At 71.5% G+C, this 23,488-nt stretch carries 17 protein-coding genes; 3 read left to right on the top strand and 14 right to left on the bottom strand.

The window, feature by feature from the left end; translation table 11 throughout:
- Window positions 1-10: 10 nt before the first annotated feature.
- From ACIBEI_RS34175 to ACIBEI_RS34195, 5 genes are all read right to left on the bottom strand, one after another.
- On the bottom strand, window positions 11-844 hold the full coding sequence (locus ACIBEI_RS34175; RefSeq protein ID WP_398894180.1) for an ABC transporter ATP-binding protein: 834 nt from the start codon (window positions 842-844) through the stop codon (window positions 11-13).
- Window positions 841-3,975 carry an ATP-binding cassette domain-containing protein gene (locus tag ACIBEI_RS34180; protein ID WP_398894181.1) on the bottom strand — a complete coding sequence of 1,045 codons (3,135 nt, stop codon included), beginning with the start codon at window positions 3,973-3,975 and terminating at the stop codon, window positions 841-843. The genes ACIBEI_RS34175 and ACIBEI_RS34180 overlap by 4 nt, the downstream gene beginning before the upstream one ends.
- Before the next feature lie 102 nt (window positions 3,976-4,077).
- Window positions 4,078-5,334: an ABC transporter substrate-binding protein gene (locus ACIBEI_RS34185; protein WP_398894182.1), complete on the bottom strand. Its 1,257-nt coding sequence runs from the start codon at window positions 5,332-5,334 to the stop codon at window positions 4,078-4,080.
- A gap of 199 nt (window positions 5,335-5,533) precedes the next feature.
- Window positions 5,534-7,360 (bottom strand): AMP-dependent synthetase/ligase, encoded by a 1,827-nt coding sequence (locus ACIBEI_RS34190; RefSeq protein ID WP_398894183.1) that lies wholly within the window; start codon window positions 7,358-7,360, stop codon window positions 5,534-5,536.
- Window positions 7,361-7,706: 346 nt separating this feature from the next.
- Window positions 7,707-9,200 (bottom strand): MFS transporter, encoded by a 1,494-nt coding sequence (locus ACIBEI_RS34195; RefSeq protein WP_398894184.1) that lies wholly within the window; start codon window positions 9,198-9,200, stop codon window positions 7,707-7,709.
- Window positions 9,201-9,338: 138 nt separating this feature from the next.
- On the opposite strand from ACIBEI_RS34195, the gene ACIBEI_RS34200 reads away from it, so the two are divergent.
- Entirely contained in the window at window positions 9,339-10,313 is a 975-nt protein-coding gene (locus ACIBEI_RS34200) for an Lrp/AsnC family transcriptional regulator (protein WP_398894186.1), read from the top strand.
- Window positions 10,314-10,379: 66 nt separating this feature from the next.
- Here ACIBEI_RS34200 and ACIBEI_RS34205 read toward each other — a convergent pair whose 3' ends face one another.
- On the bottom strand, window positions 10,380-11,249 hold the full coding sequence (locus ACIBEI_RS34205) for a LysR substrate-binding domain-containing protein (RefSeq protein WP_398894187.1): 870 nt from the start codon (window positions 11,247-11,249) through the stop codon (window positions 10,380-10,382).
- A gap of 160 nt (window positions 11,250-11,409) precedes the next feature.
- On the opposite strand from ACIBEI_RS34205, the gene ACIBEI_RS34210 reads away from it, so the two are divergent.
- Window positions 11,410-12,453, top strand: coding sequence for a bile acid:sodium symporter family protein (locus ACIBEI_RS34210; protein ID WP_398894188.1), 1,044 nt, complete (start codon window positions 11,410-11,412; stop codon window positions 12,451-12,453).
- On the opposite strand, the gene ACIBEI_RS34215 is transcribed toward ACIBEI_RS34210, so the two are convergent.
- The 4 genes from ACIBEI_RS34215 to ACIBEI_RS34230 form a co-directional block, all read right to left on the bottom strand.
- The gene (locus tag ACIBEI_RS34215) at window positions 12,392-13,627 is read right to left on the bottom strand and encodes a DUF4185 domain-containing protein (RefSeq protein ID WP_398894189.1); all 1,236 of its coding nucleotides are present in this window, start codon (window positions 13,625-13,627) and stop codon (window positions 12,392-12,394) included. The two genes, ACIBEI_RS34210 and ACIBEI_RS34215, sit on opposite strands and share 62 nt — an antisense overlap.
- Window positions 13,628-13,637: 10 nt before the next feature.
- The gene (locus tag ACIBEI_RS34220; RefSeq protein WP_398894190.1) at window positions 13,638-15,644 is read right to left on the bottom strand and encodes an exo-alpha-sialidase; all 2,007 of its coding nucleotides are present in this window, start codon (window positions 15,642-15,644) and stop codon (window positions 13,638-13,640) included.
- A 328-nt stretch (window positions 15,645-15,972) separates the two neighbouring features.
- Window positions 15,973-16,725 (bottom strand): collagen-like protein, encoded by a 753-nt coding sequence (locus ACIBEI_RS34225; protein ID WP_398894192.1) that lies wholly within the window; start codon window positions 16,723-16,725, stop codon window positions 15,973-15,975.
- Entirely contained in the window at window positions 16,722-16,994 is a 273-nt protein-coding gene (locus ACIBEI_RS34230; RefSeq protein ID WP_055616762.1) for a hypothetical protein, read from the bottom strand. Before ACIBEI_RS34230 ends, ACIBEI_RS34225 begins: the two co-directional genes overlap by 4 nt.
- Window positions 16,995-17,252: 258 nt before the next feature.
- Here ACIBEI_RS34230 and ACIBEI_RS34235 point away from each other — a divergent pair, with 258 nt between their 5' ends.
- Window positions 17,253-17,780: an isochorismatase family protein gene (locus ACIBEI_RS34235; RefSeq protein WP_398894324.1), complete on the top strand. Its 528-nt coding sequence runs from the start codon at window positions 17,253-17,255 to the stop codon at window positions 17,778-17,780.
- Window positions 17,781-17,943: 163 nt separating this feature from the next.
- Here ACIBEI_RS34235 and fdhD read toward each other — a convergent pair whose 3' ends face one another.
- Genes fdhD through ACIBEI_RS34255 form a run of 4 tightly spaced genes read right to left on the bottom strand, consistent with a single transcriptional unit; the run spans window position 17,944 to window position 23,436 of the window.
- Window positions 17,944-18,807: a formate dehydrogenase accessory sulfurtransferase FdhD gene (fdhD, locus tag ACIBEI_RS34240; RefSeq protein ID WP_398894193.1), complete on the bottom strand. Its 864-nt coding sequence runs from the start codon at window positions 18,805-18,807 to the stop codon at window positions 17,944-17,946.
- A gap of 7 nt (window positions 18,808-18,814) precedes the next feature.
- The gene (locus ACIBEI_RS34245; protein WP_398894195.1) at window positions 18,815-19,675 is read right to left on the bottom strand and encodes a 2Fe-2S iron-sulfur cluster-binding protein; all 861 of its coding nucleotides are present in this window, start codon (window positions 19,673-19,675) and stop codon (window positions 18,815-18,817) included.
- Window positions 19,672-21,504 carry an NAD(P)H-dependent oxidoreductase subunit E gene (locus ACIBEI_RS34250; RefSeq protein WP_398894325.1) on the bottom strand — a complete coding sequence of 611 codons (1,833 nt, stop codon included), beginning with the start codon at window positions 21,502-21,504 and terminating at the stop codon, window positions 19,672-19,674. Before ACIBEI_RS34250 ends, ACIBEI_RS34245 begins: the two co-directional genes overlap by 4 nt.
- Window positions 21,505-21,510: 6 nt before the next feature.
- Window positions 21,511-23,436, bottom strand: coding sequence for a molybdopterin oxidoreductase family protein (locus ACIBEI_RS34255; protein WP_398894196.1), 1,926 nt, complete (start codon window positions 23,434-23,436; stop codon window positions 21,511-21,513).
- Window positions 23,437-23,488: the final 52 nt, after the last annotated feature.

Below are 23,488 nucleotides of genomic sequence, written 5' to 3' on the forward strand. Positions count from 1 at the left end.
GTGCGGGCCGTCAGTTCGTGGTCGTGCCCAGGTACGCGTCCCGCACCCGCCGGTCCGCGTGCACTTCGGCGGGGGTGCCCTCGGCGAGGACGCGGCCCAGGTCGAGTACGACGATCCGGGCGGACAGTTCCATGACGAAGGCGACGTTGTGTTCGACGAGGAGGACGGCACAGCCCTCCTCCTCGGAGAGCCGGCGGATGACGGACGACAGATGACGACGTTCGTCGGCCGTCATCCCGGACGCGGGCTCGTCCAGCAGTAGCACCCTGGGCGGGTCCGCGACCGCCCGCGCCAGTTCGACCATGCGGGCCCGGCCCACCGGCAGGGCGCCGGCGTAGGTCTCACCCAGGTCGTCGAGCCCGCAGGTGCGCAGGACGGTGGCCGCCCGGGCGCGGCGGTCCCGCTCGTACGTACGCCGTGTCGGGGACGCCAGCAGATCGGCCGCGAGCCCGCCTCCGCCGCCGCGCCACTCCTGGGCCACCACCAGGTTGTCGGCCACGGTGAGCTGGCCGAACAGCTGCTGCCGCTGGAAGGTACGGCGCATTCCGCGGCGGGCCCGCCATACGGGGGAGCGGCGGGTGACGTCCGTTCCGTCGAGACGGACGCGGCCCTCGTCGGGGCGCCGGATGCCGGAGAGCACGTCGAAGAGGGTCGTCTTTCCGGCGCCGTTGGGGCCGATGAGCCCGCAGATCTCCCCGGGACGGAGAGCGAGGCTCACGTCGTCGAGCGCCCGGATGCCGCCGAAACGGACGCCCACGCCGGTGGCCTGGAGGGCTGGGGGTGCGGTGGGTTCGGAGGGTACGGAGGGTACGGAGGGCGCGGAGGGCGCGGGGGTGCTGCTCATGGCCGGACCCCTCCCCGGGTCTGGGACGGGATGGTCGGGTTCTTGAGGGACGTGGGGCTGGGATCGGCACCGGGAATGGGATCGGGAGCGGGGTCGGGAGCGGGGTCGGGCCCGGCCTCGGAACCCGGGTCGGGACGGGCTGCCGCCTCGGGCGACGCCACCAGGCCCAGATACGCCTCCGTCAGCCGGGTCGTCTCCACGGATGCCCGGGGACCGCACCACGTCACCCGGCCCTGCGCGAGGTACGCGACCGTGTCCGCGACCCCCAGCGCCTCGGTCGCCTTCTCCTCGACCAGGAGCAACGCCGTTCCGGCGTCGCGTAGTTCGGTGAGGAGGCGGAACACCTCCTCGACGATGCGCGGGGCGAGGCCGAGGGACGGTTCGTCCGCGATCAGGACTTTCGGGGGGCGTTGGAGGAGCGGGGCGAGGGCGAGCATCTGCTGTTCGCCGCCGGAGAGCGAGCCGGCGGGCACGCCACGTCGTCCGGCGAGGCCGGGGAACCGCTCGTACACGGCCTCGCGTTGGTCCTTCTCCCGCAGATACAGGGCGAGGTTCTCCTCGATGGTGAGCGCCGGGAAGATGCCCCGCCCCTCCGGTGCCAGGACCACTCCGGCGCGCGACCTGCGTACGGCTCCCTCGCGGGTGGCGTCGCGGCCGGCCACGTACACCTGGCCGCCGAGCGGACCGATCAGGCCCGCCGCGACACGGCAAGTCGTCGATTTCCCGGCCCCGTTCGGGCCGAGGAGCGCGACGATCTCGCCGGGGTGTACGGCGAGATCCACCCCGTGCAGGACGGGCGCGCCGTCGTATCCGGCACGGACGGCGCGGAGTTCGAGGGCGGGCGGTTCGGCGGGGGAGGGGGATGCGGTCGGCGGGGCACTGGCTTGGGCGACGGCCGGACCCCCGCTCGGGGCCTGGGACACGCCGGCCAGGCTCCCGCGGGACGCCTCGGACGCGTCGGAAGCCTCGGACGCCTCGGCCCGGCTCCCACTCGGCGCCCCGGACACCCCCACCCCGGGCACCCCCACCCCGGGCACCCCCACCCCGTCGCCGCTCCGCGCCTCGACCGGGCCACCCCTCACGCCAGTCGCCGATACGGGCTCGGAGCCCGTCCCGCCACCCGCCGGCCGCGACTCTGCCCCAGCTCCAGCCTCCGCTACGGCGCCTCCCTCTGCCCCAGCCATGGCACTTGACCCGGACGCGGCCCCAGCCGCACCCCCACGCACCAACCGCCTCCGATGCACCCGCACAGACACCGCCGCGCAGTACCCGTCCGGGTCGTTCGCCAGGGCCAGGCCCGCCAGGCCGAAGAGGATCACGGGGAGGTGGACGGACTCGGTGACGTAGTCGGAGACGAGGTGCGGTACGAGGGCGTAGACGAGCCCGGCGACGACCGCGAACTGCGGGCGACGCAGGCCCGCCGCGACGACCACCGCGAGCCAGATCAGTCCGGTCATCGCGGTGAAGTCGGTAGCGGTGACACGGGTGTTGTAGGACGCGTACATCACGCCGCCGAACCCAGCGAGCCCGGCCGACAGGGTGAACAACACCAGCTTGGTGCGGACGACCGACACCCCGGAGGCCATCGCCGCCGCGGGGGCCGAGCGGACCGCGAGCATGGCCCGCCCGGACGGCGAGCCGCGCAGCGCGCTGAGCGCGGCGACGGCGGCGGTGACCAGCACGAGCAGCGCGACACCGAACGCCCGGTCGTCGTTCAGGTCCACCGGACCGAAGACCGGCCGGGGGATCGACCATCCCGTGTCGCCGTTCCTCAACCAGCCGATCTGGAACAGGACTTGGTCCGCCAGGAAGGCAAGCGCCAGGGTCGCGAGGGCGAGCGAACGGCCGCCGAGCCGCAGCGCCGGAAGGGCCACCAGGGCACCGAGTACGGCCGCCGCGCACGTCCCCACGGCGGCCGCGGCCACGAACGGCCAGCCGTGACTCATCAGCAGCCCGGCCACCAGCGCCGCCCCGGTCACGAAGGTCGCTTGCGCCAGCGACACCATCGCGCCGAGCCCCGTCACCACCGTGAAGGAGACGAACACCAGGGACAGAGCGAGCCCTTGGGCGAGGATGCCGCTCCAGAACGGGGTCGTCACCGTGTAGAAGGCCGCCGCGAGCAACACGGCGGCCGCCGCCCACGGGCCCCACCGCCGGAGCCGGGAACGGCCCGCCAGATAGTCGACCGGCGGCGCGTCCACGGCCGCCGTCCCCGCCGTACGGCTGCGGCGTGTCATCAGCAGCAGCCCGGCGAAGAGGATCAGGAACGGCACGGCGGTACGGAATCCGGTGATCCGCTCGGCGAAGTTCGCGTACCCGGCGACCAGGTTCTGCAGCACCCCCAGCCCGAGCCCGCCCGCGAACGCCAACGGGATGGAGACGAAGCGCCCGAGCACCGCCGCCGTCGCCGAGACGAAGAGGAAGAGCGTGAAGTCGTGGGCCGACAGGCCGAGAAGAGGGGTGGCCAGGACACCGGCCAGGCCCGCGAGGGCCGACGACAGCATCCACGCGATCGACGACAGCCGGTCCGCGCTCAGCCCGCGCAGCTCCACCAGCGAACGGTCGTCGACGGCCGCCCGGAGCTTCAGCCCCAGAGGGGTGTGCCGCATCAGGATCCAGAGGCCGACGGCCACCACCGCGGTCGCGACCCAGGTGATCAGCTGGTCCGAGTCGATCCCCACGCCGTCCGTCAGCTGCCAGGACCTGGCCGGACTCGGCCCGACACCGGGCAGCCCGAACTGGTTCTCGGCCGGTTTCACCGACGCGCCCGCGTCCTCCAGCAGCTCGACGATCCACAGCCCGAGCGCGGGCAACGCCACCAACAGCCCGATGGTGGCGACGATCTGGGCCGTCTCACCGACCCGCGCCAGTTTGCGGAACATCAGCCGGTCGAGCCCCCAGCCCAGCGCGGGTGCCGCCACGCACACCAGCAGGACGGCCGTCGGTACGGCGGGCCAGCCGAAGCCCGAGTGCAGCTCGTAGAAGGCGAGCGCACACAGGTAGGCGGTCGCGCCGTGCGCGAAGTTGAAGAGGCCCGAGGCCGAGTAGGAGAGCACCAGACCGGTGGCGAGCAGCGCGTACAGCGCACCCGACACCAGTCCGCTCAGTACGAATCCGAGAAGGTCCGCCATGCCGAGTCCTCAAATCACCAAATACCTGAGTCGTCAAGTCGCCTTCGATCGCGCCCGCTTGAGGTCGTGCCCGCTTGAAGTCGCGCCCGCTTGAAGGCGGGTCTACTTGAAGGGGATCGGCGGGTAGCACTCGAAGGGCGACGAGACGGCGTACTTCCCGGCCTTGAGCTGGACGAGCGCCCCGCAGCCGAACGACTCCTTCTGCCCCTTGGGCTCCGCCCGGTCGCCGACCATCGTGCCGGTGTCCGAGAACCCGTCCGCCGCCTTCTGGAAGGACGCCACCGTCAGGTCCTTGCCGGCCTTCTCGGCGATGGCGAGGAAGAGATCGGCCGACATATAGCCCGTCATCATGTGCATGTTCAGGGGTACGTCCTTGCCGGCCGCCTTCCCGATGTCCTCCTTGAACTGCGTCATCGCCGCGCTGTCCTGCTCGAACGGCTGGAACGACAGCAGGACATGGACCCCGTCGAGCGCCTTCTTCGTCGCGCTCTTCGCGAGCAGCCCGGGGTCGTAGTCGGTCGGATCGGTGAGCAGTCCGGAGTACCCCGTGCGCTTGAGCGCCGTGAACAGGCCGATGTTGTAAGGGGTCTGCATCACCGAGACGACCGCGTCCGGCGCCTTGCCGCCGTTGCTGCGCAGGATCTCCTTCGTGTACGCCGACCAGTCGTTCGGCACGGAGGTCGCGGGCACCGACGGCTTCGCGAACGTCACCTTGAATCCGGCCGAGGCGAAGCTCTGCTTGTACGTGCGGATGGCGAACGTCCCGGCGTCACTGTCGTTGGCGAGGATCGCCACGCTCTTGCCCGCCGAGCCGCCCAGCACCTTCTTCAGGCCCTCGGGCCAGGTCTGCGAGATGGTGCCGCCCGGCATCGGCACCATGCAGCCGCCGAAGCCGTAGATGTACGTCGGCCCGCAGAACGACGGCAGCGTGCCCCAGCCGAACGTCGGAACCTTCTGCTTCTGCAGGAAGTCCGCGCCGGAGAACGTCGTCGAACTCATCGGCGCGATCGCGAACACCTTGTCCTGCTGGACGAGTTTGCGGGCCGCCGTGAGGTTCTTGGCCGGATCCTGGCCGTCGTCCTCGGCACCCAGGTAGTCGATCTTCCGCCCGTTCACACCGCCTTCGGCGTTCGCCCGGTCGAAGCGTGCCCTGGCCCCGAGGTCGGTGTCCTTCTTCGAGTACCCGCTGGCGGTGGTCATCGACACGATGCCGCCCACCTTGACGGAGGTGTCGGAGACTCCGCGTACGGAATCCTCGTTCTCCGAACTCCCTGTGGTGGAGGCGGAGTTGCAGGCGCTCGCCAGGAGCAGGGCGGTTGCGGCCGCAGCGGCGGCGATGGTTCGGATCGGTCGCGACACGGTCGGTCCCCCTCCGTCGGGTGACCGAAATAATCCGTGCGATCTGACGACCCGTCAATATCTGACACATCGATACCTGACGATCCATCAGGAGTGGGTAGGCTGAGGAGTGCCCCTTCAGGGGCGCGGGGAACTGCGCGATCAGCCACACTCGACCCGCAGCGCACACACGACGCGGTCGCCCGGCGCGCATCGGCCGTCAGGCCCGATAAAGCGCCTCGACCTCCGCCCCGTACGCGTTCTCGATCGCCTTGCGCTTCAGCTTCAGGGAGGGCGTGAGCAACCCGTGTTCCTCGGTGAACTGGTGGGCCAGTATCCGGAACGTGCGGATCGACTCGGCCTGGGAGACGAGGGTGTTCGCGGCGACCACGGCGCGGCGCACCTCGGTCTCCAGGTCGGGGTCCCGGACCAGCTCCGACGGAGACAGCTGGGGTTTGTCCCGCATCTGCAGCCAGTGTTCGACGGCCTCCCCGTCGAGCGTGACGAGCGCCGCGATGTACGGGCGGTCGTTGCCGACGACGATGCACTGCGCGACCAGCGGATGGTCGCGCACCCGCTCCTCCAGGATCCCCGGCGAGACGCTCTTGCCGCCGGAGGTCACCAGGATCTCCTTCTTGCGCCCGGTGATGGTGAGATAGCCGTCCTCGTCGAGCGCGCCCAGGTCACCGGTGGCGAGCCAGCCGTCGTGCAGCGCCGCGTCGGTGGCCTTCGGGTCGTTGAGATAGCCCTGGAAGACGTTGGCGCCGCTCAGCCAGATCTCGCCGTCGTCCGCGATGTGCACGGTCGTGCCCGGGATGGGCTGCCCGACGGTGCCGTACCGGGTGCGCTCGGGCGGGTTGGCGGTCGCGGCCGCCGTGGACTCGGTGAGCCCGTACCCCTCGTAGATCTGCACTCCGGCGCCCGCGAAGAACAGCCCGAGCCGCCGGTCCATCGCCGAGCCGCCGGACATCGCGTGCTTCACGCGACCGCCCATCGCGGCACGGATCTTGGAGTAGACGAGCTTGTCGAACAGCTGGTGCTGCACCCGGAGCGACGCGGAGGGCCCGGGGCCGATGCCCCACGCCTTCGCCTCCGCCGCGTCCGCGTAGCGCACGGCGACCTCGACGGCCTTCTCGAACGGGCCCGCCCTGCCCTCCCGCTCCGCCTTCCTGCGCGCCGCGTTGAAGACCTTCTCGAAGATGTACGGCACCGCGAGGAAGAACGTCGGCTGGAAAGCGGCCAGATCCGGCAGCAGGGCCGCCGCGTTCAGCTGCGGCTGATGGCCGAATTTGACCCGCCCGCGGATCGCCGCGACCTGCACCATCCGCCCGAAGACGTGCGCGAGCGGCAGGAACAGCAGGGTGGCCGCCTGGTCGCCGCGCTTGGAATGGAACAGCGGCTCCCAGCGCTCGGTGACCGTGTCCGACTCGGACATGAAGTTCGCGTGGGAGAGCACACAGCCCTTGGGGCGGCCGGTCGTTCCGGACGTGTAGATGATCGTCGCCGTCGACTCGGGTGTGACCGCCCGCCGGTGCCGGTGCACCACCTCGTCGTCGATGTGGCCGCCGGCCTCGTACAGCTCCTGCACCGCGCCCGTGTCCAGCTGCCACAGCTTGTGCAGCGTCGGGAGCCGGTCGATGACCGTGGCGATGGTCATCGCGTGGTCCTCGTGCTCCACCATCGCGGCCGACACCTGCGCGTCGTGCAGCATCCAGAAGACCTGCTCCGCCGACGAGGTGGGGTAGATGGGCACGACCTGCGCGCCGATCGACCACAGCGCGAAGTCGAAGAGGGTCCACTCGTAGCGCGTACGGGACATGATCGCGACCCGGTCGCCGAACCGGATGCCGTGCGCCAGCAAACCCTTGGCCAGCGCCAGGACCTCGTCCCGGAACTCGGCGGACGTCACATCGCGCCACTGGCCCTCGTCGTCCTTGCGGCCGAGCGCGATGTAGAGCGGATCCTCCTGGGCATGTTCGAACACGGCATCGGCCAGGCCGCCCACCGGCGGTGCCGACGCCAGGGGAGGGTTCGTGAACTCGCGCAATCCCCGCTCCTTGTGGTGCTCCACAGCGCCGTGAAAGCTACCCCACCACGCTCCTCGGCGGGAGGGGCGCCGAATCCGTGTGAGGGCGGGTGTACGCACTGGTCAACCGTTGAAATACGGCCACAAGGGTGCTGGCCGGGACAGAATCCTTACTCTTCCGTAAGTTTCGGACCCGTAATCTCCACGGAATCTGTACGACCCGATTACGGCTCGCTGTGCCCCGTCAGGGGCGCGGGGAACTGCGTGCCCAGCCCACGACCGGGCACGCATGGCAGACGGCCGTTCCCGCGGGTTTCTCGGCTGTGACCTGCGGGTTCGTGGGCCGGTCGCACAGTTCCCCGCGCTCCTAGGGGCGCGGGGCCTGAACCCTCACCTCAGGGATCGGGTTGTCGAGCGGCGAGGTCTGGTGTGGGCGAGGCGCTCGCACCAGGGCCAGTACCAGCGCACCTGCGAGCGTTCCCGTCACACCCGCCACCACGGCCGCCGTGTTCAGGCCCGAGGTGAAGGCCGCGTTCAGGGTGTGGGAGGAGAAAGCGCCTCGCAGGGCCTCCGCGCCGCCGCCCGCGAGGGTGTGGGCGGCTTCGTGCGGGAGGGTGTCCCGCATCCGGGACGTGAGGACCGTGCCGAAGACGGCGACGCCGAGCGCGTACCCGAGCTGCCGCGAGGTGTTGACCGCACCGCCCGCCATGCCCGCGCGTTCGGGCCGTACGGTGGCCAGCGCGGCGCCCGCGAGCGTCGGCGCCACCAGACCCGTACCGAGGCCCACCAGGACCAGACCCGGCACGAGGACCGTCCAGGTGGTGCCCGCGTCGAGCACGGCCTGGCAGAACATGCCGGCCCCGATGAGCAGCAGCCCGCCGCCGACGGTGATTCGGGCCGGGACGCCGTGCAGCAGCTTGCCGACGAGCACCGACGCGACGACCGATGCCTCGGTCAGCGGCAGCAGCACAAGACCGCCCCGCACCGGGCTCATCCCCTGCAGCGTCTGCAGCCAGATCGAGAGATACGGGATCACGCCGAACGCCGCCGCGTTGAAGGCCAGCGCGCCCAGCATCACGCCCACGAACGCTGGCCTGCGCAGCAGCGCGAGGTCGAGCAGCGGATGGGCCGTCCGCCGCTCGACGAGGACGAAGCAGAGCAGCGAGAGCGCCGCGAGCCCGTACGCCACGGCGGTGGGCATCGACGTCCAGCCGTCCGACCCGGCCCGCACCGTCGCGTACGTCGTCGCCCCCGCGAAGCACGCGAACGTCGCCGTACCCGCCCAGTCCACCCGCATCTCCCGTGGGCCGCGCGACTCGGGCACCACCCGCAGGGTCAGCCACACCGAGGCCACGCTCACCGGCAGGTTGACGAAGAAGATCCACCGCCAGCCGGGCCCCTCGGCGAGCAGCCCGCCGACCAGCGGCCCGACCGCGGCCGCGGAACCGCTCACCGCGCCCCACACGCCGAGCGCGGCCGACCGCTGCCGCCCCTGGTACACCGAGCCCAGCAGCGGCAGCGTCGTCGCGAACATCGCGGCCGCGCCCACCCCCTGCACCGAGCGCGCCGCCACCAGCATCCCGGGCCCGGACGCGAGCCCGCACCACAGCGAGGCCGCCGCGAACAGCACGACACCCGCCACATGCACCCGGCGCCGGCCCAGCACGTCGGCCGCCGCGCCCGCCGCGAGCAACAGCGCGGCCAGCGCGAGCGCGTACCCGTCGACGACCCACTGCAGATCGCTCAGCGAGGCGTCCAGCGCCCGCGCGATGTCGGGCAGCGCCACGATCACGATCGTCACGTCCAGCAGCAGCATGAACGTGCCCAGACAGACCGCGGTGAGCGGTCCCCATGTACGCATCCTCGGCAACTCCTCGTCCCACGGCACGCGTCCGGCGTGCCTCGGCATCCGTCACTCGTACGATGAGACGCCGCCGGACGATCCAGGTGATCGGCGACGAAATGACGCCGGATACCGACACAGAAATGCGGTCCGCCCATGGAATCCCCCACTTTTGACGAGCTCGACGTGCAACTCCTCCACGCGCTGGAGGTCGACGGACGCGCCCCCTTCAGCCGCATCGCCGCCGTCCTCGGCGTCTCGGACCAGACCGTGGCCCGCCGCTACCGCAGGCTGCTCTCCGAGGGCGGGCTGCGGGTCGTCGCCGTACGCGACAACAGGAAGCTCGGCCGGGAGGACTGGATTCTGAGGCTGCGCTGCGCGCCGGACGGCGCGGAGACCATCGCGAACGCCCTGGCGCGCCGCCCCGACACGGCCTGGATCGGCCTCACCTCGGGCGGCACGGAGGTCGTCTGCATGACCCGGCCGCGTACCGCGGGCGACCAGGACGACCTGCTGCTCGGCAAGCTTCCGCGGACGCCGCACATCGTGGAGATCCGGGCCTTCCAGCTGCTGCACACGTTCTTCGGCGGCCCGGTGGGCTGGCTGGTCAAGCACGGGCCGCTCACCGGTGAGCAGGTCGCCGCGCTGCGACCGGCGCCGGTTCCCGATGCCGGGCCCGCCCGCATCACCGCCGAGGACGAGCCACTGGTCGCCACCCTCGAACGGGACGGCCGTGCCACGTACCCGGAGTTGCAGCGGGCCACCGGCCGGTCGGAGTCCGCCGTCAAGCGGCGGCTCGGCCAACTGCTCGGCTCCGGCGCGCTGTTCGTCGACATCGAGTACGACACCGCGCTGGTCGGGTTCTCCGTCGGGGCCATCCTGTGGATCACGGCGGCGCCGGGGGCGATGGACGCGGTGGGGGGTGCGCTGGCCGAGCACGAGGAGATCGCCCATGCGGCGGCGACCGCGGGCCCGTCCAATCTGGTCGCCACGGTTGTCGCGCGGGATACCGCCGCGCTCTATGCGTATGTGAGTGGGAAGCTTGGGCGGCTTGAGGGTGTGCAGCATGTGGAGACGTCGCCGTTCTTGCGGCGGGTGAAGCAGCTGACGTATCAGCAGCGGACGCGGTAGCGCTCCGCGGGGTGCGTTGTGAGTCTGCGGGTGCGTTGTGGCTGGGCGCGCAGTTCCCCGCGCCCCTTACGGGGCGCCTCGGTACAGCCTGTTTCCGCCCGCCAGGATCGACGACGCCAACGCGTCCGCCGCGCTCTTCGCGGCCGTGTGGCGTTTGGCGTGTACGAGGACGAAGTCGACCTCGCCCAGTTCGGGGAGGCCGGCGCGGTCGGGGATACGGACGAGGCCCGGCGGGATCAGGCCGCGGGAGTGGGCCATGACGCCGAGGCCCGCTCGGGCGGCCGCGATGAGGCCGTTGAGGCTGCCGCTGGTGCAGGCGATGCGCCAGGCGCGGCCCCGGCGTTCCAGCGCCTCCAGGGCCAGGGCGCGGGTGATGCCCGGCGGCGGGTAGACGATCAGCGGGACCGGACGCTCGGGGTCCAGGCGTAGCCTCTCCGCGCCGATCCAGACCAGGCGGTCGTGCCAGACCAGTTCGCCGCGCGGGTCCTCGGGGCGGCGCTTGGCCAGCACCAGGTCGAGCTTTCCGTCGGCCAGTTGCTCGTGCAGGGTGCCCGAGAGCTCGACCGTCAGCTCCAGGTCGACCTCCGGGTGGTCGTGACGGAAGCCCTCCAGGATCTCGGTGAGGCGGGTGAGGACGAAGTCCTCGGAGGCGCCGAAGCGCAGTCGGCCGCGCAGCCGCGTCCCCGTGAAGAACGCCGCCGCCTGCTCGTGCGCCTCCAGGATCCGGCGCGCGAAACCGAGCATCGCCTCGCCGTCCTCCGTCAGCTCCACGGAGTGCGTGTCCCGCGTGAACAGCTGCCGCCCGGCGGTGTCCTCCAGGCGCCGCACGTGCTGGCTGACCGTGGACTGGCGCAACCCGAGCCGCCGGGCCGCCTGCGTGAAGCTCAGCGTCTGGGCCACCGCCAGGAACGTACGCAGCTGTGAAGGGTCGTACACACCCTCAGGCTATCGCGATTTGTGATGACAGTCAGAGTGGTATGCCGGATTCCCGATCAAGGGTCCGGGGAGGACGATGGAGAGGGCACGAGCCAGCACTGAACCGCCGGTACCGCACTGCCGGCACTGAACCGACTGATCGACTGAGCAACGGAGCACCGTGAAACGCCTGAAGTGGCCGTCCTGGCTGCCGATCGACCCGTACATCCTGCTGCTGCTCGGGACGGTGGGGCTGGCCGCCCTGCTGCCCGCCCGGGGGACCGGAGCCGAGGTCGCGTCCGGCGCCTCCACCGCGGCGATCGCCTTCCTCTTCTTCCTCTACGGGGCCCGCCTGTCCACCCGTGAGGCGATGGACGGCGTACGGCACTGGCGGCTCCACATCACGGTCCTGGCCTGTACGTTCGTCCTGTTCCCGCTGCTCGGTCTGGCGGCCCGCGGCCTCGAACCGGTGCTCCTGAACCACTCGCTCTACACCGGTCTGCTCTTCCTCACCCTGGTCCCGTCCACGGTCCAGTCCTCGATCGCCTTCACCTCGATGGCGCGCGGAAACGTTCCCGCCGCGATCTGCGCGGGCTCCTTCTCCTCCCTCGTGGGCATCGTCCTCACCCCGCTGCTCGCCGCGGTGCTGCTCGGCAGCAGCGGGGGCGGCTTCTCGGCGGACTCGCTGCTCAAGATCGTGCTGCAGCTGCTGGTGCCCTTCCTGGCCGGGCAGTTGCTGCGCCGATGGATCGGCGGCTTCATCGCGCGCCACAAGAAGGTCCTCGGATACGTCGACCGCGGGTCGATACTCCTGGTCGTCTACACCGCGTTCAGCGAGGGCATGGTGCAGGGCATCTGGCACCAGGTCAGCCCGCTGCGCCTGGGCGGTCTGCTCGCGGTCGAGGCCGTGCTGCTCGCCGTGATGCTGGCGATCACCTGGTACGGCTCGAAGGCGCTCGGCTTCAACCGCGAGGACCGCATCGCCATCCAGTTCGCCGGGTCGAAGAAGTCCCTGGCGTCCGGACTGCCCATGGCGAGCGTGCTGTTCGGCGCCCACGCCTCGCTGGCCGTCCTGCCGCTGATGCTCTTCCACCAGATGCAGCTCATGGTCTGCGCGGTCATCGCCAAACGCCGCTCCCGCGACCCCGAGGCGGAACAGCCCGTCAGCCCGGCCCCAGCCGCAGAGTCACGAATCGCGGTCGGTACAGGGACACGTTCCGGCTGAGGTTGGCCTGCGCCGAGACCCCGCCGTTCGCGTCCAGCCAGTTGACGTCGTAGCTGAGCACGAGCCTGCCCCGGCTCATCGTCGGATGGACCTGCGGGTTGTACGCGGCCACGCCCGCCCCCTGCTCCGGCAGCGGCGGGCTGAAGCCCTTGCCCGGCCCGTACCAGGGTCCGGTGGGGGAGCACGCCCAGTACGAGGTGATGGTCGTCAGCCCCTCGGCGCCCGCCGCCATCGTGAACAGCACATATGTGCCCCCGTCCCGGGCGACCGTGAAGGCACTGCCCACCCCCTTGCGCCCCCCGTCGCCCAGCACGGGCTTCATCAGCGAGGGAATGGTCCACCGCTCGCCGTCCCAGTACCGCCACGCGCCGGGATCCGCCAGGCGGCCCCGGGGCACCCGCGCGACGTACGCCTTCGACGCGGGCTGGGCAGCGGCCCGCGCGTCGTCGCCGCCGAAGACGTACGTCCAGTCCCCGTCGTCGGTCAGCGCGGTCGTGCCGAACAGCACCCGCTGCGCCGGGTCCTGGACCCGCTGCTGGTCGAGGACCCGCACGATGCCTTCGAGCCGCAGGTCGGGCAGCGAGAGCGTGGCCACCTCGGTGGCCGTCGGCACCCCGTAGATCCAGGGGTACGTGCCGGTCGTACGCGTCCACAGCACGACCCGGACGACCTGCTCGGGCGAGCCGGGGGAGCGTGGCTCGACGCGGGCGGCCACCGGCCAGCGCCACTGGCCCGGGGCCGGGTCGGCGAACAGCGGTGCGGGCAGCGTGCGTTGGAGACGGCCGTCGTCCATGACCACGGCCGAGTTGCGCACCAGGGGCGCGGTCGTGTCCCGCCACGCGTAGGACTCACCCGCCGGGTTCGGCGGGCGGTACACCTGGCCGAGATACGTGTCCGAGAACAGCCACAGCACCCGGCCGTCCGGCAGCCGCACCGAGTGCGTGCCGTCGCCGCCGGTCCAGTCGTCGGCCCGCGAGGCGTCGTCCCCGTACCGCGCGAACTCGCCCGTGAGATCCCGGTCCGCCGCCCAGGAGGCGACCCTACGGGCCTGGCAGGCGCCCTCCCGGTCGTCGTCCTCCGGGAGGGCGGTGAGCAGCACGGCGCCGAGGACCAGGGCCAGGAGCAGGCCCAGCCCGGTCCCCGTGCGCTGTCGTGCTCGTGCGTCGTCGGGCACGCCCGGGACGTTAGTGGCTGCCGCTCACCCGGTCCATGGGCAGCCACAGCACGGTGTCCCGGGTCACAGGCGCGTCGCTCGTGCGGACACCGGTCAACTCGGCGTCGCTCAGCGCCCGGTCGTAGACCCGGACGTCGTCGATCGCGCCGGTGAAGTGCGCCCGGCTGTCCAGCTTCTGCCCGATGTGCACACCGAACGGCGCGTTGCGGCTCACGGAACCCGGCACATCGGTGGTGCTGATCGAGGTCCCGTCGATGAACAGCGTGAGCTGTCCTCCGCCGCGGCGCAGGGCCAGATGGTGCCACTGGCCGTCGTTGTACGCGCCGGTCGTGCGCACGGACGCGGACCGCGGGGCGCTCGCGCCGTCCCGCACGGTCATCAGCCCCTGGATACGTCCGCTCGCGGGTTCGCCGCGCAGCCACACCTGCGGCTGGGTGCCGCCGACCCCGCCCATCCACAGCAGGGGCTGCTCACCGGTGGTGGCGGTGTAGCGGAACCAGAGCGACGCGGTGAAGTCCTTCGTCCCGAGCGGGAGTTGGTCGCGGTAGGGCAGGCGTACGGCGTCGTCGGTGCCGTCGAACTCAAGGGCGCCGCCGAAGACGCCGTCCGTCTCGCCGGCCCCGCCGAGGACCGCCGCGCGGGGTGCTCGCGGGGCGCGGTCGACGGTGGTCGGGTCCGGGCCGCGGCGGGGCTCCAGCCAGTCCTCGGTGAACCGCGCGAACCGGATCTCGTCGCGCGCGTCCACGGCTCCGCCCTCGTAGAGCAGGCCCACCGTGCTGCCGCCGATGCCCACCATGTCCGAGTAGCCGGACCAGTCGGTCGTGACGACCGTGCCGCGGTCCACGCTGTCCCAGGTGCGCCCGCCGTCGTAGGAGGAGCGGACCATCATCGTGCGGCGGCGGTCCGGGTCGCCGGGGCAGGCGAGCAGGATCCGGTTGCCCAACCGCAGCGTGGAACCCTGCACCTGGGGCGTGTAGAGATCTGGGAGCGCACGGAAGGGCGAGGTGAAGCTGTCGCCGCCGTCGCGGCTGAACGCCTGCGTGCGGTGCCCGAGATCGGTGCCGTCCTGCTCGCGGCCGCTGACGAGGATCGTCCCGTCGGCGCCCTCGGTCATCGTCATCTCGGACGGCTTCTGCCGGAACGTGCCGTCGTCCGCGATCGGCCACGAGTCGCTCGCCCCGATCCGCCAGTGGTCGCCGCCGTCGTCGCTGACGATGAGCGCGGCATGGTTGGCGCTCACTCGACTGCCGTTCCACGTCTCGGTGTTGACCCCGAAGACCAGCCGGCCCGCGTGCCTGCCCCGGGTCAGCTGGATACCGTGGACGGGACCGGTCGCGTACCAGGAGTTCCAGTGGGCGGGCAGGATCTCGTCGCTGAGGTCGCGCGGCTCGGACCAGGTGCGGCCGTCGTCGTCGCTGTGCTGCATGTGCGGGGTGCGGTCGCACGGCACATCACAGTTGCGGCCGTCCGTACGGCCCGTGTTGTACGTCTCCGCCAGTACGACACGGCCGGTCTCGCGGTCCACGATCGGGGCGGGGTTGCCGTGCGTGTCGCCCCCACCCTCGTTGACGACCTGGAGCGGGCCCCAGGTGCGACCGCCGTCGGTGGAACGCTTGAGCACGATGTCTATGTCACCGGCGTCGCTGCAGTCGTTCACCCGGCCCTCGGCGAACGCGAGCAGCGTGCCCTTCGTGGTCTTCACGACGGCCGGGATGCGGTAGCAGGCGTAACCGGGATCCTGGGAGGCCTTGAAGAGTACTTGCTGCTCGAACCCGGTGGGCGCGGCGGACGCGGCCGTCGCGGTGGACGCGGAAGACGCGGAAGACGCGGAAGACGCGGTGGACCTCGCGGATTCGGCGGGCCCGTCGGCCGGTTGGGCGTGCGCGGTGCCCGGCAGCCCGAGCAGCGCGGTCGAGACGAGCACCGCTGCCAGGGCGGAGCCGAGGCGTGCGCGAGCCATGGATTCGAGATGCGAGCGAGGAGTGGATCTGAGACGTGCGCGAATGCTTGACGGCATGGTGCGACCTGCCCTTCATGCGTCTGGACATCTGGATACATCAGGACGTCTGGATAGGTCTGGACATCTGGACATCCCACGTCCAACGTGCGCGCCACAGACGCTACTTGGGCTCTCAGGCACCCCACAAGAAGCGTGCACGGGTCGTGCCGGAGGAAGTTGGCGCACGGCGGACGAGGGCTCGGTGCCGCTTGGTGGTGTGCGCCTCCCCTCGGCGGTCGGGCGGTTCGCGTTCCAGTGGTCGGGCGGGTCCGTTCCGTGGTCCCGGGAGCGTGCCCGGCGACTGTGGAACACCGGGTGCCGCGGGCGGGCGACGACGCGGGCCGGGCTAGGCGAGTTCCCTCCGTCGGAGCAGCGGCGGCGGCACCGGGAGGAGCCCCGCGGGTTCGGGGGCGGGGGCGGCTCCGCCGCTTCGGCGGCAGACCAGGGCGTCCGGGTCGCCCGCGGGTGCCTGGAGGGTGTAGCCGTCTGGGCAGGAGGGGCCGGGGTCGCCCTTCTCGCCCTTGGGGCCGGGATCCCCCTTCGGGCCCTGATAGCCCGGCGCCCCGTCGGAACCGGGCGGCCCTGCGGCGCCCCCCGCGCCGTCCGCGCCGTTCGCCCCGTTCAGGCCGTCGGCGCCCGCGGGACCCGGCTCGCCCGGCTCTCCGGAGGGTCCGGCCGGGCCGGGGGAGCCCGACGGTCCGGGCGGGCCGCTCTCGCCGCGCGGTCCGCGCTGACCGCCGGGACCGGGTGCACCGCCCGCTCCGGTCGCGCCTCGGTCGCCCTTGGCGCCGGGCTCGCCGGGGGCGGCGGCCGGTACGCGCACGCGGTCGAGCAGGTCGTCGACGGCGTCGGACGGATCGGGTGCCGCCGGGGTGCCGCCGCCGGCCTCGACCTGGGCGCGCAGATCGCGTACGTCCTGCGCCAGCGTCGACACGGCCTCGCCGCGCCGGTCGGCCTCGGCGCGCAACTCGTCGGCCCGGCGGTCACCGGCGTCGATCCGCGCCCACAGGATGACCGCGATGCCGCAGAGCGCGATCAGCACGCAGACGAGGAAGACGCTGCGCCAGCGCAGGGCGAGCAGCCGCTGGAACCGGGTCACGGCGCACCTCCCAGTCGGTGGATGTCGAGTCGCAGACGGGCGATCTCCGACTGGTCGGCGGTGTGCATCGTCGACAACTCGTCGATGCGCGTGTCGCGTTCGGCGATCTGGCGCTCAAGGCGGTCGCGCTCGGACTGGAGCTTCTCGGTCAGGCTCGAGTAGCCGTTCAGGGCGTTCTCGCCCCGCTTCCCCAAGTACGCCACGACGGCCGCGCCCAGCACGCCCGCGCAGGCAAGTAATGAGCCGAGCAGGGTGGTGCCGGCATCCAAGTAACTGCCTCCTACCTGGACGACGGGCCGTGCCTACGGGGCCCGTTCGAGGTTGTCCGGAGCAACGAGGCAAGTGCCTGCGGGGTACGCGCCCGCCCCGGTCGTACCTCCGGACGGGTGCTGATGGAGCGTCATATCCGGCTGTACCACCGGTTGGCGACGAACGGGTCCAACCCGAGCAGTTCACGGGCCTGTTGATCCGGATTTCCGGTACGGACGGCTGATGCGGGCTAACGTTCCGTCATGAACGCACCGGACATGGAACCCCGCCTGGCCCTCGACCCCGCGCACACCGCCCTCGTGCTCGTCGACCTGATGGACCGCATCGTCGGACTGCCCCTGGAGCCCCACAAGGGGATCGAAGTCCTCGCCGTCGCTGAGGAGTTGGCGGCCGTCTTCCGGCAGGTGGGCGCGCTCGTCGTACTCGTGCGCGTGGAGCGGCCCGGTGTCCACGAGCAGCCGCCCGGCAGCGGTCTGGTAGCGGGGCTCGCGGCGGAGGGCGACGTCGAGATCGTGAAGCGGACCATCGGCGGCTTCCAGGGCACGGGGCTGCACGAGCGGCTCCGCGAACACGGCATCTCCACACTGGTGTTCGGTGGAATCGCCACCAACCTCGGCGTCGAGTCCACCGCCCGCGCCGCCGGCGACCTCGGCTACGACCTCGTCTTCGTCGAGAACGCCATGGCCGCCCTCACCGGCCCCGAACACGAGGCCTCGGTGAAGCTGGACTTCCCACGCCTGGGCACGGTCGTCACGGCCGATGACGTGCGCTTCGCAAGGGGCTGACGGGCAAGGGGGCCTGCCAAGGCGGGTCGAGCACGGTCGCGGTCTCGACACAGGCTTTTGCGCCCCGGAGGCGAACCGAGCACTTGAAACAGCAGGGCCCCTCCGGCGCAGGGGGCGCTCCCCGCCGGAAGGGGGCCCCGCCGCCGTGCAGCGGGGAGACCGGTCAGCCCTGGGTGGCCGTGGCCCGCAGGGCGATGCGGTGCTCGCCCGCGTACACGTTCATGGAGGTGCCCCGCAGGAAGCCGACCAGCGTCAGGTTCGACTCGGCGGCCAGGTCCACCGCGAGCGAGGACGGCGCCGAGACGGCCGCGAGGAACGGGATGCCCGCCATCACGGCCTTCTGGGCCAGCTCGAAGGACGCCCGGCCCGAGACGAGCAGGATCGTGCGGGAGAGCGGCAGCGAGCCGTTCTGCAGGGCGCGGCCGACCAGTTTGTCGACCGCGTTGTGCCGGCCCACGTCCTCCCGGATGTCGACGAGTTCGCCGTCCTCGGTGAACAGCGCCGCCGCGTGCAGACCCCCGGTCCGGTCGAACACGCGCTGCGCCGCGCGCAGCCGGTCGGGGAGGCTCGCGAGCAGTTCGGGTTCGAGCCGCACCGGGGGAGCCGTGTCGCCCGCCGTGTCGTCGATCGACCAGCGGGCGGTCGTACGGACCGCGTCCAGGCTCGCCTTGCCGCACAGGCCGCAGGACGAGGTCGTGTACACGTTGCGTTCGAGGGTGATGTCGGGGATGACGACGCCGGGCGCGGTCCTCACGTCGACGATGTTGTACGTGTTCGAGCCGTCCACGGTGGCGCCCGCGCAGTAGACGATGTTCTGCAGCTCCTCGGCCGCGCCCAGCACCCCCTCGCTGACCAGGAAGCCCGCCGCGAGCGCGAAGTCGTCGCCCGGGGTGCGCATCGTGATCGCGAGGGGTTTGCCGTTGAGGCGGATCTCCAGTGGCTCCTCCGCGACGAGCGTGTCCGGACGGGCGGAGACCGCCCCGTCCCGGATGCGGATCACCTTGCGTCGTTCCGTGACTCGTCCCATGTCCTGATCAGTCCCGGTTCTGTACGTGCTGGTAGCCGAAGCGGCCCTTGATGCAGAGGTTGCCGTGGGTCACCGGGTTGTCGTGCGGCGAGGTGACCTTCACGATCTCATTGTCCTGCACGTGCAGGGTGAGGTTGCAGCCCACTCCGCAGTAGGCGCACACCGTGGTCGTCTCGGTCTGCGCCGGCTCGTCCCACGTACCCGCCGCCCGCATGTCGAACTCGGACTTGAACGACAGCGCGCCCGTCGGGCACACCTCGATGCAGTTGCCGCAGTACACGCACGCCGAGTCGGTCAGTGGGGCGTCGTGCTCGACGGCGATCCGGGCGTCGAAGCCGCGCCCGGTGACCGAGATCGCGAAGGTGTTCTGCCACTGGTCGCCGCAGGCGTCCACGCACTTGTAGCAGAGGATGCACTTGTCGTAGTCGCGCACGTACAGGTCGTTGTCGACCTTCGGCTCCTCGTTGAGACGGGCCGCGTCCGGGCCGAACCGGTCGGGCTTCGCCTCGTACTCCTTGAGCCACCCGGCGACCTCCGGTGTGGTCGACAGGTCGACGGAGGACGCGAGGAGTTCGAGGACGATTTTGCGGCTGTGGCGGGCGCGCTCGCTGTCCGTCCGCACCTGCATGCCCGCCTCGGCCTTGCGGGAGCACGCCGGGACGAGGGTGCGCGAGCCCTCGACCTCGACGACGCAGACGCGGCAGGCGTTCTTGGGGGTGAGGGTGTCGCCCTGGCAGAGGGTCGGGACGTCCTTGCCCACCGACCGGCAGGCGTCGAGGAGCGTCGACCCCTCCGGGGCCCGCACGGGCTCACCGTCGATCGTGAACTCCAGCAGACGGCGGGGGATCCCCAGCGGTATCAAGGTCATTCGTACGCCCCCAGGCGGTCGATGGCGGATTCCACGGCGTTCCACGCGGTCTGCCCGAGACCGCAGATCGAGGCGTCCTTCATGGCGCGGCCCACCTCGCGGAGCAGGGCGATGTCGGAGGCCGCCGCCGCGCCCGTCCGGTCGACGATGCGGTGCAGCGCCTCCTCCTGGCGCACGGTCCCTACCCGGCACGGCACGCACTGCCCGCAGGACTCGTCGCGGAAGAACTCGGCGATCCGCAGCAGCAGACGCGGCAGCGGCACAGTGTCGTCGAAGGCCAGCACGACCCCGGAGCCGAGCGTCGTGCCCGCCTCCCGCGTCCCCTCGAAGGTGAGCGGGATGTCCAACTCGTCGGGCCGTACGAAACCGCCGGCCGCGCCGCCGAGCAGCACCGCGCGCAAACGTTTACGTACGCCCGCGAGATCCAGCAGCTCGCCGAGCGTCGCGCCGAACGGCAGCTCGTAGATGCCGGGCCGGTCCACGCTGCCCGACACACAGAACAGCTTCGGTCCGGTGGACTTGCCGGTGCCGATCGCGGCGTACGCCTGCGACCCCATCGTGAGGATGGGCAGCACGTTGATCAGCGTCTCGACGTTGTTCTCGGCAGTGGGTTTGCCGAACAAACCCTTCTCTACGGGGAAGGGCGGTTTCGACCTGGGCTCTCCTCTGTACCCCTCTATGGAGTTGAAGAGGGCGGTCTCCTCGCCGCAGATGTACGCGCCCGCGCCGCGCCGGATCTCGATGTCGAAGGCGTACCCCTGGCCGAGCACGTCGTCGCCGAGCAGCCCACGCGCGCGTGCCTGTCCGATGGCGTGCTCCATGCGTTCCAGTGCCCTCGGGTACTCGCCGCGCAGATACAGATAGCCCTTGTGCGCCCCGACCGCGTAGCCCGCGATCGTCATCGCCTCCACGAGGGAGTACGGGTCGCCCTCCATGACCACGCGGTCCTTGAAGGTGCCCGGCTCGGACTCGTCGGCGTTGCAGACGAGGTAGTGCGGACGGTCGGGCTGCGATGCCGTGGCCTGCCATTTGCGGCCGGTGGGGAAGGCGGCGCCGCCGCGCCCGACCAGGCCTGCGTCCGTGACCTCGCGGATGACCCCGGCGGGGCCGATCGCGAAGGCCTGCCGCAGGGCCGTGTAGCCGCCGTGCGCCCGGTAATCGTCCAGCGAGACCGGATCGACCACGCCGACGCGGCTCAGAAGCACGAGCTCCTCACGGCCCGCCCGGCCCGCCTGCGGTACCGCCAGGGCCGCCGGCGGCTCCTCGGGCGCCGAGTCGGGCGCGCTCGCCGCGAGCACGGCCCGCTCGACGGTCGCGGGCGCCGACACGGCCGTACGCACGGGATCGCCGGCCTTGATGGCCAGCGTGGCCGGAGCGCGCTCGCACAGGCCCAGGCAGGGGCTGCGCTCGACGCTCACACCGCTGCCGAGGCCGAGCCGGGCCTCGACGCCCGCGCACAGCTCCGATGCCCCGGCCGCCGCGCACGCGAGGTCCGTGCACACGTGCAGGACCGTCGCGGGCCGCGGTTTCACCGAGAACATCGCGTAGAAGGTGGCGACCCCGTAGGCCTCCGCCGGCGGCACGGTCAGCCGTCGGCAGAGGTAGTCGAGGGCGCCCTCACTGATCCAGCCGATCCGGTCGTTGACGGCGTGCAGCCCCGGCAACAGCAGGTCACGGCGTTCCCGGGCCTCACGCCCGCCGCGTGCCCACCTCAGGTCGGCGTCGGAACGGTCGGCGCCCTCCCACGAAGACTCCGGAGGACCGAGCAGCGTGTCGATGGCCGCCCGCTCCTCGTCCGTCGGTTTGCTGTCACCGAAGCGCAGGTCCACCACACATCACCTCACTTGAATAGCAACCGGCAGCTTTTCGATCCGGATCGCCGACGCCTTGAACTCAGCCGTGCCCGCGATCGGGCAATTGGCCTCGATCGTCAGCTGGTTGGTGTCCACCTCGTCGGGAAAGTGCATGGTCATGAACGCGAGCCCGGGCCGCAGCGCGGTGTCGATCCACACCGGCGCCACCACCGCCCCGCGCCGCGAGGAGACCTGGACCTCCTCGCCGACCACCACGCCGTAGCGCTCCGCGTCCTCCGGGCACAGCTCGACGTACTCACCGCGCCGCATCGGCGAGGCGAAACCGCCGCTCTGCACCCCGGTGTTGTACGAGTCGAGCCGCCGCCCGGTGGTCAGCCGGATCGGGTACTCCTCGTCCGTCAGGTCGACCGGCGGATCGTGCTGGACCAGCCCGAAGGGCGCGAGCCGGCCCCGCTCGGCCGGGTCGGACGCCCACAACCGGCCGTGCAGATAGGTCGGTTCGAGTCGGTCCGTCTCCGGGCACGGCCACTGGATGCCCTGGTGCTCCTCCAGCCGCTCGTACGTCATCCCGAAGTGGTCCGGGGACACCGACCGCAACTCGTTCCAGACGGCCTCGGAGTCCGCGTACTTCCACTCGTGCCCGAGCCGTGCGGCGAGGTCGCAGAGGATGTCGATGTCCTCGCGGGCCTCACCGGGCGGGATCACCGCCCGGCGCACCCGCTGAACGCGCCGCTCGCTGTTGGTCGTCGTGCCCTCGGTCTCGGCCCAGCCGGCCGTCGCGGGCAGGACGACGTCCGCCAGCTCGGCCGTCTTCGTCAGGAAGATGTCCTGGACGACGAGGAAGTCGAGGGCGCGCATACGGCGTACCGCCTGCTCGCTGTCGGCCTCCGACTGCGCCGGGTTCTCCCCGATGCAGTAGACGGCCTTGAGCGTGCCCTCCTCCATGGCCTCGAACATCTCGGTCAGGTTCATCCCGTAGTGGGGCTGGATGACGGTGTCCCAGGCGGTCTCGAACTTCAGCCGGGTGTCCGGGTCGAGGATGTCCTGGAAGCCGGGCAGCCGGTTCGGGATGGCGCCCATGTCGCCGCCGCCCTGCACGTTGTTCTGCCCGCGCAGCGGCTGCAATCCCGAGCCGAACCGCCCGACATGGCCCGTCAGGAGCGACAGGTTGATGAGCGCGCGGACGTTGTCCGTGCCGTTGTGGTGCTCGGTGATGCCGAGCGTCCAGCACAGCTGGGCGCGCTCGGCGCGGGCGTAGGCGTGCGCCAACTCCCGTATCGCGGCGGCCGGTACGCCCGTCACCTTCTCGGCGAGGGACAACGTCCAGGGCTCTACGAGCTGCTTGTACTCCTCGAAGCCGGTGGTCGCCCGCTCGATGAACGCGTCGTTGGCCAGCCCCGCCCGGATGATCTCGCGGCCGATCGCGTGCGCCATCGGGATGTCCGTGCCGACGTTCAGCCCGAGCCAGCTCTCCGCCCACTCGGCCGTGGACGTGCGGCGCGGGTCGACCGCGTACATCCGGGCGCCGTTCCTGATCCCCTTCAGCACGTGATGGAAGAAGATCGGGTGCGCGAAGCGGGCGTTGGAGCCCCACATCACGATGAGGTCGGAGTGCTCGACCTCCGCGTACGAGGAGGTCCCGCCGCCGGATCCGAAGGCTGCCGACAGGCCCGCCACGCTGGGCGCGTGACAGGTCCGGTTGCAGGAGTCGACGTTGTTGGTGCCCATGACCACGCGGGCGAACTTCTGCGCCACGTAGTTCATCTCGTTGGTCGCGCGGGCGCAGGAGAACATGCCGAACGCGTCGCGTGCCGCGCCGAGGCCCCGGGCGGCGCGGTCCAGGGCCTCGTCCCAACTCGCCCTGCGGAAGGGCTCGTCGCGCGAGTCGCGGACCAGCGGATACTCAAGTCGGGTGTAAGTCTTGGGAGTTCGGTCGCGCTTCCTCATGCGGTGGTCCTCACGGTCCTCATGCGGGTGCTTTTGGCGGTCCTCATGCGGC

Origin of the sequence: Streptomyces sp. NPDC050988 (genome assembly GCF_044456225.1) — a bacterium.
Lineage (GTDB): Bacteria > Actinomycetota > Actinomycetes > Streptomycetales > Streptomycetaceae > Streptomyces.

Bases quoted from the DNA above. Each gene is read 5' to 3' on its own strand.
- ACIBEI_RS34175 (WP_398894180.1), bottom strand. From the start codon at position 844: ATGAGCAGCACCCCCGCGCCCTCCGCGCCCTCCGTACCCTCCGTACCC.
- ACIBEI_RS34180 (WP_398894181.1), bottom strand. From the start codon at position 3,975: ATGGCGGACCTTCTCGGATTCGTACTGAGCGGACTGGTGTCGGGTGCG.
- ACIBEI_RS34195 (WP_398894184.1), bottom strand. From the start codon at position 9,200: ATGCGTACATGGGGACCGCTCACCGCGGTCTGTCTGGGCACGTTCATG.
- ACIBEI_RS34200 (WP_398894186.1), top strand. From the start codon at position 9,339: ATGGAATCCCCCACTTTTGACGAGCTCGACGTGCAACTCCTCCACGCG.
- ACIBEI_RS34220 (WP_398894190.1), bottom strand. From the start codon at position 15,644: ATGCCGTCAAGCATTCGCGCACGTCTCAGATCCACTCCTCGCTCGCAT.
- ACIBEI_RS34235 (WP_398894324.1), top strand. From the start codon at position 17,253: ATGGAACCCCGCCTGGCCCTCGACCCCGCGCACACCGCCCTCGTGCTC.
- fdhD (WP_398894193.1), bottom strand. From the start codon at position 18,807: ATGGGACGAGTCACGGAACGACGCAAGGTGATCCGCATCCGGGACGGG.
- ACIBEI_RS34245 (WP_398894195.1), bottom strand. From the start codon at position 19,675: ATGACCTTGATACCGCTGGGGATCCCCCGCCGTCTGCTGGAGTTCACG.
- ACIBEI_RS34255 (WP_398894196.1), bottom strand. From the start codon at position 23,436: ATGAGGAAGCGCGACCGAACTCCCAAGACTTACACCCGACTTGAGTAT.